Raw genomic sequence first — 13,922 nt, 5'->3', positions numbered from 1 at the left:
CTCCTTTCGAATGAGAAGCTTGCTGCGATAGCCGCGATTAGGAATCAGATCTACGTCAGAAAACGTACAGAGCTGGTTCCTCTGCAGTAAGTACCTCTCCAAAATCTTATATCTCATACATTACTCAAGAAGATGTACGTTTTTTCTTGGACTGAGGAGGAGAAGGCAGATCCGGATCAGGATTGGAGCAATCAAACCAACTATAAAATGGTTCATTTCTCTGATCCAACCTGCGTTTCACCCCACTCGCGGCAAATGGATTTGCACCACCCGCAGCATCATGAAAAATAAGCGAAAACGCTGCCTCCAATTCCTTGAAGGTAAGCTTCTCCGTCTTCGTTTTTACAGCAATGCCCACTGCCTCGATCATTAGTTGAAAGATATAGTCTTGAATGCCATTTGTAGCGTAAAAAATTGATTCGGCTAGTTCAGGATCATCTAAGCCAGAAAGTTCGGCTAACGGTAAACTTTCATCGACCAACTTGAGAAATTTTAGAAAATTGATCCGTCCGTTATCTCCAAACTGGAAATAGTTCATCGATAGATGTTTTGCTGTGCGTCGACGAAGTTGAGAATTGTTATGAACGAGTTCCTCCGCTGCCGGTGTTCCAAGTAAAACTACAAGCCGCTTTCCGTCATCCACAAGGCGTCTAATCCAACCACCGATTTCGAGCACTCCTTTTTCTTGGCGTTTTTCTGGCACATCTTGCAGGTTGTCGATAAAGATGATTTCCGTACCGAGCTGTGGCAACAGATGCACAATACGATCCATTTGAAAGGATGCCGTTCCAATATTCCAGCCAGCATCTCCGATAGAGCGAAGCAACGCTTGGCCCATTGACCGTGGCGTCGGCGAAGTAGGAACATCAAACGAAATGACCCGAATAGATGTCCCATCTTTTCTCTCTAAATCTGGCCACTTCCTTTTAAAGAATTTTCGGACATGCGTTTTTCCTGCACCACTGGGAACCTTGAACAGCACAGCTGCACCCACATTCTCGTTAGAGCACCGATGCGCACGCCGTTTTAGTTCCGTGACAGCGCGAACGAAGCTAGGATGATGAATATGCATGTCTTCAACGATATAGCGTTGTCTTTCCAGAAGCGCGACATCGTTCCAATCTGATTTATTTGTGATCTGCTTCATTAAAATTCTCCGGATACCGTACATCAGTGATTTGTCTAACGTCATGGATGACGAACCTAAATTAAGATGTCTGCTCTTCATCATCTAGACAAGACAACAGAAAGTCGGCTAACTATTGCAACATTAGAAGTCGTCTGGTAAACGCCAATGGTCATCGTCTATTTCAAGGCAAACATCGCTGATGGCACTGATTTGAAATTCAAGATCGGTAACCAGTTCGTTCCTCAATTGATGTTCACTAAGATGTATCCCGTCGGAGCCTCCAAGCAAACGAGCGGCTTTCCGCTCTTTCCGCTTGGTTGACTTACGCGCTTGAAATGTTAGTTTTTCCAGTTCATCACGATGCTTCAAAAGCTCGGGGATACCTGGATTTCGTAAGCCACTTTCCCGTGCCATTTTCAGTACAATTTTGTGTTGTTGGAAAGTGATATTTCTGGTGTAGTCTAGGTCGGTACTTGGAACCCATATATAGCGATTATCGATGGGATCAAAAACATAGATGGCCCCTAGGCAATCCGGGTTGTAGCGAAAGTAGACTGCGGCATTGAAGCCAATTTTTCGACGCAACATGGTCAGCGGACCGCTTTGCCATGTAAGCCCTGCAAATCGAATACCTTCTTTCCGGAATTGAAGCGAATGCCCAATGCCAATAGAAGCTTTGAGTCGATGAAGATCTGCTGGTATTCGAGGTGATCTCTGACGCATGCCGTCCATCCAGAGTTGGCGCGGTGAACTGCCCATTGCCCGGGGCGAGTTACAATGAATATCGTAAGCCCAACTAAAGAACAATCTCCTAAATTGTTGAATGGTGAGATTAGCTCCCTTTAGTCCGTCATTCAAAAATTCCTTCGTACCTTTTGCGCCGCCATAACCCGGCAAAGTCGATAGAAAATCAGCATCCATTCGTCCATTGAAATCCTCAACTATCGATTTTTCAGTCGGCGTATAAGGTTTTGCAAATTTGCAAATTGCATTTGAAGTTTCGCTGATTGATTTTTGTAGCGCGTTCGAATGGTTGTACAAGGCATTATCAAATAGTAGTTCCGCTGCACTTCCGTAGAAGTCCATTTTACTTTTTACATCACCATAATCGTCCGCCGTTTTATCTTTAGGAAGTAGGCAGTTCGAATAAGCGTTAAGTGCGGACCAGGTGCTTCTGTACTGCTCACTGATTGACGCACCCAAAAAAACGGATGAGTATTGATCAATACCTGAAGTAACAAAAGCTCTTCCGTAAGGAAGTCCATTTTGCTCATCAACAAGAAAGAGTCTTGTATCCTTATCGTCAAATTCAATTGTGTGCAACGGCCTATCTGCTCGTACACGGGGATAGACTGTGGCATAACGCTTGTCAGCAAATTTTTTCCCAGAATTTCTCGCGCAAATCTCATAACTACCAAAGCGCGCTTTGGTAATACGCGTTATTGTCGAACGAGCTGGCAACACATCGAATAACTCGTCTTTTGGAATACTCTCAATCAATTCCAATTTGAGCGCATTCTCAATTATTGAGTACTTAATTTTTTCCTTCGAATTTGCATCAAAGCGATCGAGTATTTTTGACAACGCTTTGGCCGCTATTGGATGGATACGTAGTTTTTTCCCTCCACCTCTGAAAGAGAATTTTGGAATGAGGGCTCGGAAATCACCTTCTGCTGCATCTAATTTTCTCGAGGCAGAATAGATAGTTCCTAAGGCAAAGTAAATTCCATCACTGAACTCAGGAAGTTCACCACATTCTTTTATAACGCGTGCGTAGTCAATTTCCAATAAATATGTCGGACGCAAACTTTCATACCCAAGTCCTCTCAACTTCTCTATACAGATTTTTAGTTTGCGCGCCGCGGCTATTGCAGCATCACTTGCATGAAAATGCTCTGGACTGAATTCACGAACATCATCCTCCTCGAATTGATCGCACCGATATGCACGAACTATCTCATCCGAAGTTGCCGGCACTAGTTTGGTAGAGAGGTACTCTTGAAATAAAGCCTCAATCGAAACGGATTTTCGCTCAAGAGAAACAGCATTCTCTAATACAAGAAGATCAGCATATTTATCTACAACTGTGAATACTGTTGTTTCTCGTCTAAAAATTTGGCCAACAGAAAAAGAAAATAATGTTGCCTTTTTCCGGGTGAAGATTGAGACACTACTCAATAGCTGTTTCATATATTTCTCAGCTCGTTTGAAGATTAGCCCACCATTCATCTTTTGAATGGCTCGATTGAAGAAAAATCACGGAAAGATCTTCAACCGGCCGCCGGGAAACGGAAGTGTTATCCCAAAGTGGCCTAGTCAAACTGAAGTAAATCTGGCCGAACCATGCCGCTGCGAATAGCGTGCACAAATCGAAACCAGCATTGAGAATTTTTATTAAAGTTGTAGTGCCTAATTCGTCAACAAAATTAGCCAACTCTTGGTATTCCGATTTAGATACCAAAGTGCCGTAATGCCGCATTTCACTCAGTAACTTCTGAACTGTATGCGTAAGCGGTCGCTCGTCATGCCACACGATGTAGTTCATTCTAAAAGAAGCAAATTTCTCCCTGTTTGCATCAAGCTTGTATTGAGTCATGCGATTTAAAAACCGAGTATTTTTCAGTTCGATAACAAAGATGCCTTCACATAACGTACCTTGCGCAATAAAATCCGGCACGATCTTTGATCCGAACTCGCTTTCGTTAGTACGAAAGGGCTGTTCTTTGAATCGCTTGATAAATCCCAAGTTAGTCAGATATTCAAGGGCGGTAAGCGCAGATGATTCGCGTCGTCCTTGAGCGCCGACATATCGACCCATTGAATGAATGTATCGCTGGTGATATTGGGTGAACTTGGTACGTCCTTTAAGATTGATCGCCGGAGGCGTGGAAAACACGCGTTCAATCCATTCTGCACTACCCATTTGGTACGAAATTTCAGACATGACTTCTCCTTGTCCCTTCGGCAAAGAAGGGACTTATCTTCGAAAAGAAAAGGGTGCTTGACCTTCGAGCGGTGGAGAGATATCTTGAGGTTGCAGACCGTCAGAGATATCAATCTTTGGCCAGAAGGCGGCGGACTTCTAATAGGGGTTCGTCGCTTTTTGTTTACATGGTTTCATTCTCTCGATCTAAGATTTCGTTAATAAGACGCACCTGCTCCTCCGTAACAGAACTGTCTGCAGCAAGCCTTTCTTTATAAGTACTTACCGCCTTTCTTTTTCTTTCCATCTCGGCCATGAGAAGGAGCATCTGTAACTCGCCCTCTCCTAAACCTAAGGCACTTGCAATTCTCCTAACAGTCTTAGAGGGCGGAGCCACTCTTCTGGAATTTTCAATTAGAGAGTAATAACCGTGACTGAGCCCCGCACCCTGCGCCACATCCGCTCCGGTAAGTAGATGCATCGTTCTGAGTCGATATAACTCACGCCCAAAACAGCCTTCATGCAAATTCAAAACGTTGCGAGTCATTTTTTAGCCGAATCTCTGCAAGCGACACAATGAGTACTATGCCAGCCATGAAAACAAAAGTAAATCTCTTTATAATCAATAACTTATGTGTGTTTTAGAGTAATAAAACACATCAAAAATATCCTTGATTTCAGAGTCTGAGAGAAATTTAGCTATCGAAAGGAGTCCGATGCTATGCATCTCAAATATTGAGCATTGAGAGTGAGAGGAGATGGTCTAAAACTCTAGAATTAACGATGTATTTCGAAATCGCCATAGTTAGGCTCTAACTACACTCACTTGTGAGCTTAATTTTGACGATGACCACTTAGTAATAAGTGATCCGCACACTTGAAAAAGCCGCTTGACCTTCCCATCATGGTAAGGTCAATACTGCATGCATCTTCCACCTTCCGCGAGTCACATCATGACGACCGTACAGTCACAAATTGAGTCTGCCGACACCCGCCGCATCACGCTTGATGTAACAGGTATGACCTGCGCATCTTGCGCATCGCGTGTAGAAAAAGCCATCAACGCTATCCCCGGCGTAAAGCAAACCAGCGTAAATCTGGCGACAGATTCGGTCGCTGTTGAAGTCCCGCCGGAAATCAATGCCGAGATGATTCGTCACGCAATTGAACAAGCCGGCTATGGCGTACCGCAGGAAGAAATCACACTTGATATCACCGGCATGACCTGCGCATCCTGCTCCAGCCGTGTGGAAAAAGCCTTGCTCAAAGTGGATGGCGTGATTGATGCCAGCATTAATCTGGCGACTGACCGCGCGCAAGTCCGCGTCAACAGCGGCACCAGCAGTTCTACCTTGATCACCGCAGTACAAGATGCCGGCTACGGCGCATCGCTGCCGCTGAAGCAATCTGCGCAACAAGCGGCTGAACAAAAACCAGCCAAAGACTGGCTGCCCGTAATGTACGCAGCCCTGCTGTCCATCCCGCTGGTATTGCCGATGTTCCTGCAACCCTTCGGCATCGAATGGATGCTGCCGGGCTGGGTGCAATGGGCATTGGCAACGCCAGTGCAATTCTGGCTGGGTGCGCGCTTTTATAAAGCTGGTTGGCATGCGGTCAAAGCCGGTACCGGCAATATGGATTTGTTGGTCGCGCTCGGCACCAGTGCCGCTTACGGTTTAAGTATTTATTTATTGTTGACGGCCATGCCTGGCCACATGCCGCACTTGTACTTTGAAGCGTCGGTGGTCGTCATTACCCTGATCTTGTTGGGCAAATGGCTGGAAGCACGCGCCAAGAAACAAACCGCATCCGCCATCCGCGCCCTGCAAAAGCTGCGTCCGGAATCGGCACGTGTGCGACGTGATGGCATCGATACCGATGTCGCCATAGATTCAGTACGCGTCGGCGACATCGTCGTCGTCCGTCCCGGTGAACGTATCGCGGTTGATGGCACGGTAGTCGAAGGCAATAGCCAGGTCGATGAATCACTGATCACCGGCGAGAGCCTCCCAGTCGTCAAACAAGTTGGCGACAAAGTGACCGGCGCATCCATCAATGCCGACGGCTTGCTGCTGGTACGTACCGATGCGATCGGCGCGGAAACCACCTTGTCGCGCATCATCCGTATGGTCGAAAACGCACAATCGGCGAAAGCGCCTATCCAGCGTCTGGTCGATAAAGTCAGTGCGATCTTTGTACCGATCGTCTTGCTGATCGGCCTCGCAACCTTCATCGGCTGGTGGCTGGCTGGCGCTGGCGTAGAAGTCGCCATCATTAACGCTGTCAGCGTACTGGTCATTGCCTGTCCTTGTGCCCTGGGTCTGGCCACGCCGACTGCCATCATGGCCGGTACCGGTGTCGCAGCGAAGTCCGGCATTTTGATCAAGGATGCCGAAGCGCTGGAAATCGTACATCGCGTGACCACCGTCGTCTTCGATAAAACCGGCACACTGACGCAAGGCAAACCACATGTAGCGGATATGCAGGCCATGAACATCCCCGCCGACACCTTGCTGCAACTGGCTGCGTCAATACAAAGCGGCAGCGAGCATCCACTGGCACACGCCGTGGTCGAACGTGCCCGTGAGCAGAATGTCGCCACGCTGCCAGCCACCGAAGTACAAGCTTTGCCGGGACGCGGCGTCGCGGCGACGGTCGATGGTCGTCATTTGCAGTTAGGTAGCTCGCGCTTGATAGAAGAGTTGGGACTGGATTTTGGTGCGCTGGCAACACGTGCCAAAGAACTGGAGAACACCGGCCATACGATTTCATGGCTGGTATCAGTCGACACACCGAAACAATTGCTAGGCTTGATTGCCTTCGCCGACCAGATCAAGGAAAGCGCACCACGCGCTATCTCCAGTCTGCATGCACTCGGTATAGAAACCGTTTTGCTGAGTGGCGACAACTATGGCAGCGCCAATGCCGTCGGTAGTGCGCTCGGCATCAAGCATGTGATTGCGCAAGTACTGCCGGCTGACAAAACGGCAAAAATCGCCGCCTTGCAAAAAGATGATCATGTGGTCGCGATGGTCGGCGATGGCATTAACGATGCGCCAGCACTGGCCGCGGCAAATGTTGGTATTGCAATGGCAACCGGCACCGACGTTGCGATGCATGCAGCCGGCATCACACTGATGCGTGGTGATCCGTCCTTGGTCGCAGATGCGATTGATATCTCGCGCCGGACTTATAACAAGATACGCCAGAACTTGTTCTGGGCCTTTATCTACAACCTGATCGGCATTCCACTCGCCGCATTCGGCTTGCTGAATCCGATGTTTGCCGGTGCCGCAATGGCGTTCAGCTCCGTCAGTGTGATCAGTAATGCGCTGCTGTTGCGCCGCTGGCGCCCTTCGGCGCTGGAACATCACGACACCAAGTAAGCGCTTATATTGATTTGAATCGGAAGGAATAGACATGAATATCGGACAAGCAGCAAACGCATCCGGCATATCGGCCAAAATGATCCGACACTACGAAAGTATTCAATTGATCAGGCCTAGTACGCGTACCGATGCTGGTTACCGCACGTATGACGACAACGATCTGCATACGCTGCGCTTCATCAAGCGCGGACGCAAGCTGGGATTTTCGTTGGAACAGATCAGGGATTTACTGTCGCTCTGGAACGACTCGCACCGCGCCAGTGCGGATGTAAAGGCGATTGCACTCGCGCATGTTGCAGACTTGGACAAGCGCGTTGCCGAATTGAGCGAGATGCGCGACACCTTGCAGCACCTGGCGCAATCATGCAATGGTGATGCGCGCGCAGATTGTCCGATTCTGCAGGGCTTGGCGCAGCAGGATGATAATAGTCAACATGACTGTTGTACCCACTGACGAAGAGCGTTCTTCGCAGAAGTAGATTGCGGTATGTCTAATTTTTGCAGGTTAGAATGTCACGCTCTGCTTTTCCAGCAGACTGTGACCTTCTCGATTGCGGACATGTACTCATCAACATTTATCTTCGCCACCAAACAATTGGACGACAAATTTCATCGTCTTGATCACATCATCGCAGAAGCCGCCAAGGCAATGCCTGGCTATCTTGGCGAAGAAACGTGGGAAAACTCTTCCACTGGCTTGACTTCAAATGTGTATTACTGGGAATCGCTTGCATCGCTCCAGGCATTGATTCAACACCCCGCTCATCTTGAGGCAAAAGCTGCACAATCAAATTGGCTCAACGGATATCGCGTAATCATTTCTGAAGTTTTAAGAACTTATGGTGATGATGTTCTCACTCAGATTCCTGAATTCACAAGCAAGGATTAGCTTTTTGTCCGGCTTTATGGCCCTTGTGATTGAATCTACCTAATAAAAAGGGCGCATGGTTATCAACCATACGCCCTTTTGCTTACCGCTTTTATTAAACAGCAGCACTACTCACTACCGGATAACCGGCATTCACAATCGCTGCAGAAATTTCTGCCAGCTCAGCATCGGTCTGCACACGCACCTTGCGTTGCGCAAGATTGATTTCCACTTTTGCGTCTGCATCCACAGCCTGCACCGACTTTGTCACTGCATTGATGCAGTGACCGCAACTCATTTTTTCAACTTCCAATTCATACATGACATAACTCCTTGTGGTGAATGACTGAATCCACTATATGGCTTCCCACGGTAGGAAGGTCAAGCGTCTTTTTGCTGATCTATTTTACGCATGCTGGACATCTGACTTTTCGCCCAAAGCTCGTCGCATCAATTACTAATATCACCTATCGATTAAGCGCCTTCATTTGCCTATCGAAACGGATATAAATACAGCAGGCACAAAATATGCTCACGTATATTCAGCATAAAATTACTCCGTAGAAACTATTTTGTTACATTTTAGGAATGACGTACAGGCACGTGTGCATGCCATGTCATAGCAAGGAAAAAAAGCAAACGTAAAATATAGTTTCCATAGACCAACTAATAGGCTTGCAGCAATCTATTCAGATAGAATAGTTCTAACTAATTAGACAATAAAAACTATATAAATCCGCTCAATTAGCTTTTATCGCGCTCTTGAAATTAGCTTCTCTTAATAGAAAATTTTTCTTGAAGTCACGCTCCATGCTTAAACAGATTCAAACAAATATTTTGGTCGATGTCTTTGCATGGATGCCCTGTGAGCACTTCTGAACCACTGATGATGGGATCTCTACTGGAACATCTGGTAGAGATTACCGGCCATCGCGACCACGACTTGCTGGACATCTCGGTGATGACAGCATTGCTGAATATGGTCGGCGTCACAGAAGCACGCGTCATGGAATTATTTCAGTCGCGCGGCGAACTCTTCGTTCGTCCGCGTGTTTGGATCTCCGGTGGCAAAGTACAAACCGTCGATGAAGAGTCATCCTCCGATCATGCAGGCGAACCGATAGTCTCCTTCCCTGCGCTAGTAACTTGCATAGCGCAACGTAAAAATCGTCTGGAAGAAGCCAGGGAAGATGGCCGCCACATCTTGTGGATTCCGATCTGGCAAAACGACAAAGTATCGACCTGCCTCGAAATTGCCCACACAGAGCCATTCACCGCACAGATGCTGCAAGTGATGGAAGGCATCTTGAGTGTGTATCGCAATTATCAAAGCCTGCTTGATTACAGCGAACGCGATTCATTGACCGGCTTGCTCAACCGCAAAACCTTCGATGAAAAATTTGCGCGCATGCTTAACAGCAAGCCAGCTGAGCCAACTTCGCCCGATGTAGAAGAACGCCGCCATCATGCAGACGTCAAATCGCAATGGCTAGCCGTCATCGATATCGACCACTTCAAACGCGTGAACGATACCTTCGGCCATCTTTATGGTGATGAAGTATTGATACTGGTCGCTAACATACTACGCACCTCATTCCGTGCGCAGGATCGTGTTTTTCGTTTTGGCGGTGAAGAATTCGTTGTACTACTGCGTTCAGCGACGCTGGCTGATGCACAAATGGTTTTTGAGCGCTTCCGTCACAACATTGAGCAAAATCCATTTCCGCAAGTCGGCCAGATTACCGTCAGCATCGGCTTCGCCAGCATCTCGCAAGAAACACCGGTCGTCATACTTGGTCATGCCGACCAGGCGTTGTATTACGCCAAGGATCATGGCCGCAATCAAGTCTGTTACTACGACGAGTTGCTCGCGCAAGGCTTGCTCCACGTTGGTAAAAAGACTGAATCTGTTGAGTTCTTCTTTGACGAACCGACAGCCGGCTAAGCTTTAGTCCTCGTCTTACCGCTCTCATCAGAGCGACGCATATCCCTCCCTTATCTTCAATCGATACGGTCTTCCGTAGCGCCAGCTTGCGTCTACGCATCGTCTCAACATGCGCGTCACCCGCGTATTCAACATAAATGTCAGCAATATTTCCTGCGAGAAATTGATATTGCAAATCATTCTCAGTTGCGTTAAGATTCCGTTAAATTTATTAAGATTTCGTTAAATTTCAGCCAGCCAATCACTGAAATGTCGGACGTCCCCGCCCCATTTCCATTCGTGTACTAGCCAGCCACAGACTCTCCCCTTCTTCTGGGCATCCCTTTTCTGGAGCATTAAGCATGGCTGTACAGCATCCTCAGGACTTTGCACGTCCTTTTGCAGTAACTTCATCCCGCATGGAAAGCGGACTTGAGCGCCATGCTCGTCGCGTCTGGCCAATCGCCGCTGCACTGCTGGTCGCCTCGGCTTCCGCTTCGGCGCAACAATCGCCGTCAGAACATCAGTTACAGGAAGTTGTCGTCAGCGCATCCGGTTTCGAACAATCCATCAAGGAAGCACCGGCCAGCATCACCGTGATCACACGCCAAGAGCTGGAATCCAACCGCGTCGGCAGCATTGCAGAAGCGTTGAGTCACGTTGAAGGTATTGATGTCAGCGATGGCATCGGCAAGACCGGTGGTCTGGAAATTCGCATGCGCGGTATGAGCAGCAAATTTACATTGATCCTGATCGATGGCCGACGTCAGAACACCGCTGGCGGTATCACACCTAATGCCTTCGGTGATTCTGCTACATCCTTTATGCCACCGCCTTCTGCTATCGAACGTATCGAAGTCATCCGCGGCCCGATGGCAACCTTGTATGGCTCTGATGCAATGGGCGGTGTAGTCAACATTATTACCCGCAAAGTAGGCAAAGAGTGGACCGGTGAATTTACAGTTGAAGGCACGCTCAACGAACACCGTGACTACGGTGACTCGCAAGCCGGAAGTGTCTACCTGAGCGGACCGCTTAAAGAAGGTCTGCTTGGCTTGCAAGTACGTGCACGCAAATATCACCGCGATGCCTCAGACATACAATGGAACGGCAGAAATCCAGCCACAACGCTGCTGACCGGCCAAAATCCGGTGCGCGCCGATATCAATACGGTAGGCGCCCGACTGTCTCTTACTCCCAACAAGGATCACGACTTATCACTCGATTTGGATCAAAGCCGCCAAACCTATGACAATAGCCGCGGACAAATAGGGACACTCAACACGCCGACGACTATCAACGGTTATGCTCCGACCCAAAAATTCAACCGCGATCAAATCACCTTGGCGCATACCTGGCGCTTAGGAAACAGCGTCTTGGAATCCAGTCTGATGCGCAACGAAACGGAAACCATAGGCCGTACTATTCCGGCGACGTTAACCGGCGGAGTCTGGGTTGCACCTCCAGGCAAAATCGCTGGCGCACCACGGACACTCAAATCGGAAAGTACCGTTTTTGATACCAAATTAGTTACCGCTATCGGCTCCAATATGTTGACCGTCGGCGGCCAATGGTGGGATGCGAAGATGGTTGATGGCATTGCCGTTGGCACATTCAGCCATACACAAACCGGCATCTTTGCCGAGAATGAATGGCGTATTAACAAAGATCTGGCATTGACCGTCGGTCTGCGACACGACAATCACAGCACATTTGGTGGCGCCACTTCTCCACGCGCTTATCTCGTATGGAACGGTACGGATCAATGGACATTCAAGGGCGGTGTCAGCAAAGGTTACCGAACCCCAAGCCTGGAACAATTATTCGATGGCGTTACGGGCTATACGGGACAAGGCAACCTGGATGCCCCAACATACGGCAATCCAAATTTGAAACCTGAGAGCAGTATCAGCAGTGAGATGGCTGCATACTTCGACAGTCTGGATGGCTTCCGAGCAAACGTCACTGTCTTCAAAACCGACTTGAAGGATGCAATCGGTAGTGAATCCTACAACCCTGCAGGCACAACCAGTGGAACACGGCCTATCAATGTCGACAAAGCAAGTATCCAGGGTGTAGAAGTCGGCAGCAGTATCGAATTTGCTCGTGACTGGAGACTCAGCGCCAACTATACGTACACCGATAGTGAACAAAAAAGCGGGCCTAACATCGGCAAGCCTTTGAACAACACACCGAAACATGTCATCAATACCAAGCTCGACTGGAAGGCCACATCCAAACTCAACTTGTGGGCGCAGGCCTCGTATAACAGCGAACGCTATCGTACAGAGGACACGCGTCTGGCGAATACCAAAGCATTGCTCGGCGACTACAAGGCCTACTCTTTAGTCAATATTGGTGGCAATTACAAAGTGGACAAGTCACTTACCATCAATATGGCGATCAATAATTTGCTCGATAAAAACTTTGCAGAATACCGTCCTGTCAGAGCTGCCAATGGCACGGCCACTTACGCCAGTGAGTACATCGGCAACTTCGAACGTCGCCGTCTGTGGGTCTCTGCCAACTACGCGTTCTAATAGAACAGATACAGCAGCGATCCTGCTGTATTGCACTTACATTAAAAGGCGCATCTCGATTAATAATCGAGACGCGCTTTTTTCATGCATTCCCATTGACGCTCAAGACATCAACATTCCTTACTCCGGCACGCGCAGCACCCTTATTCAATTACTGCGATAATCGTCGCTCCCTCCGCGTTTTGGCCATTCGTTCAAAACGTCTGATGTCGCCTCATTACCAAACTGATTGATACGCCATGAATACCGGCATGTTGTACGCACTCTCTGCCTATATGGCATGGGGATTATTTCCGATTTATTTCAAATCGCTGCACGATATTGCGCCGTTGGAAATCCTGCTGCATCGCATGGTGTGGGCGCTTGGATTTTTGTTGATCGTACTCGCCGTGCGCAAGCAATGGGCCTGGATCAGCGGAGTATTTCGCCAACCGAAAGTGTTGGCTGGCTTCACTGCTAGTGCGCTGCTGCTGTCGACTAACTGGTTTGTCTATATCTGGGCGGTCAATCACGATCGCATCGTCGATGCCAGCCTTGGCTATTTCATGACGCCCCTGGTAAATGTGCTGTTGGGTTTTCTGGTGTTGGGTGAACGTTTGCGTCGCCTGCAATGGGCAGCTGTAGCGATCGCAGCAATCGGCGTGGCTTGGTTGACGTGGGAAAACGGGCATTTGCCGTGGATCAGTCTGACGCTGGGCCTCACGTTTGGCACTTACGGCTTGTTACGCAAGACAGCAACATTAGGTGCATTGGAAGGCTTGTCACTGGAAACGCTGTTGCTGTTCCCGCTCGCCGCACTCGCATTGACGGTAATGACATGGGGCGGCAACAGCAGCTTCGTGCACGCGTCATCTGCATCGCAATGGCTGCTGGTGGCCGCAGGCCCGATCACGGCGATTCCGCTATTACTCTTCGCTGCAGGTGCGCGCCGGATACCGCTAGCCACACTTGGACTGCTGCAATACATCACACCGACCATACAATTGCTGATCGGCGTTTGGCTATATCACGAGCCGTTTAGTGGCGCACGCTTGATCGGCTTTGCCACGATCTGGATTGCGCTGGGATTGTATTCATTGGATGGCGTATGGCAAACGTATAAACGCCAAACATCCGTGACCACAAATTAAAAAACGCACATAAAAAAAG

The 13,922-nt window shown here is 48.6% G+C and carries 11 protein-coding genes; 6 read left to right on the top strand and 5 right to left on the bottom strand.

Going from position 1 to position 13,922, the window contains the following annotated elements; all coding sequences use genetic code 11:
- Positions 1–124 precede the first annotated feature (124 nt).
- The 4 genes from AC07N2_RS04975 to AC07N2_RS04960 form a co-directional block, all read right to left on the bottom strand.
- Positions 125–1,147 (bottom strand): TniB family NTP-binding protein, encoded by a 1,023-nt coding sequence (locus tag AC07N2_RS04975; RefSeq protein WP_494777271.1) that lies wholly within the window; start codon positions 1,145–1,147, stop codon positions 125–127.
- 123 nt (positions 1,148–1,270) lie between these two features.
- A complete protein-coding gene (locus AC07N2_RS04970; protein ID WP_494777270.1) occupies positions 1,271–3,319 on the bottom strand; it encodes a TnsB C-terminal domain-containing protein in 2,049 nt (682 codons plus the stop codon).
- A 7-nt stretch (positions 3,320–3,326) separates the two neighbouring features.
- Complete coding sequence (locus AC07N2_RS04965; RefSeq protein ID WP_494777269.1) at positions 3,327–4,073, bottom strand: hypothetical protein; 747 nt, start codon at positions 4,071–4,073, stop codon at positions 3,327–3,329.
- Between the two features lie 163 nt (positions 4,074–4,236).
- The gene (locus AC07N2_RS04960) at positions 4,237–4,599 is read right to left on the bottom strand and encodes a helix-turn-helix domain-containing protein (RefSeq protein ID WP_494777268.1); all 363 of its coding nucleotides are present in this window, start codon (positions 4,597–4,599) and stop codon (positions 4,237–4,239) included.
- 406 nt (positions 4,600–5,005) lie between these two features.
- Here AC07N2_RS04960 and AC07N2_RS04955 point away from each other — a divergent pair, with 406 nt between their 5' ends.
- The 3 genes from AC07N2_RS04955 (at position 5,006) to AC07N2_RS04945 (ending at position 8,330) form a co-directional block, all read left to right on the top strand.
- Complete coding sequence (locus AC07N2_RS04955; protein ID WP_494777267.1) at positions 5,006–7,438, top strand: heavy metal translocating P-type ATPase; 2,433 nt, start codon at positions 5,006–5,008, stop codon at positions 7,436–7,438.
- A 34-nt stretch (positions 7,439–7,472) separates the two neighbouring features.
- Positions 7,473–7,895 carry a Cu(I)-responsive transcriptional regulator gene (gene cueR / locus AC07N2_RS04950; protein WP_494777266.1) on the top strand — a complete coding sequence of 141 codons (423 nt, stop codon included), beginning with the start codon at positions 7,473–7,475 and terminating at the stop codon, positions 7,893–7,895.
- 105 nt (positions 7,896–8,000) lie between these two features.
- Entirely contained in the window at positions 8,001–8,330 is a 330-nt protein-coding gene (locus tag AC07N2_RS04945; protein WP_494778115.1) for an antibiotic biosynthesis monooxygenase family protein, read from the top strand.
- 94 nt (positions 8,331–8,424) lie between these two features.
- On the opposite strand, the gene AC07N2_RS04940 is transcribed toward AC07N2_RS04945, so the two are convergent.
- Positions 8,425–8,631, bottom strand: coding sequence for a heavy-metal-associated domain-containing protein (locus tag AC07N2_RS04940; protein WP_076592917.1), 207 nt, complete (start codon positions 8,629–8,631; stop codon positions 8,425–8,427).
- 567 nt (positions 8,632–9,198) lie between these two features.
- Here AC07N2_RS04940 and AC07N2_RS04935 point away from each other — a divergent pair.
- The 3 genes from AC07N2_RS04935 to rarD all read left to right on the top strand — a co-directional run bounded on the left by AC07N2_RS04935 (position 9,199) and on the right by rarD (position 13,903).
- Positions 9,199–10,254, top strand: a complete 1,056-nt coding sequence (locus tag AC07N2_RS04935) for a GGDEF domain-containing protein (RefSeq protein ID WP_494778114.1) — start codon at positions 9,199–9,201, stop codon at positions 10,252–10,254.
- A 341-nt stretch (positions 10,255–10,595) separates the two neighbouring features.
- Positions 10,596–12,773 carry a TonB-dependent receptor domain-containing protein gene (locus AC07N2_RS04930; protein WP_494777265.1) on the top strand — a complete coding sequence of 726 codons (2,178 nt, stop codon included), beginning with the start codon at positions 10,596–10,598 and terminating at the stop codon, positions 12,771–12,773.
- A gap of 239 nt (positions 12,774–13,012) precedes the next feature.
- Positions 13,013–13,903 (top strand): EamA family transporter RarD, encoded by an 891-nt coding sequence (gene rarD, locus AC07N2_RS04925; RefSeq protein WP_494777264.1) that lies wholly within the window; start codon positions 13,013–13,015, stop codon positions 13,901–13,903.
- Positions 13,904–13,922: the final 19 nt, after the last annotated feature.

The sequence above is a fragment of the Herminiimonas sp. GW821-FHT09C12 genome, assembly GCF_059416385.1.
The sequence above is the reverse complement of the archived record's forward strand: the minus strand, read 5'-3'. Positions and strand labels throughout refer to the sequence as shown.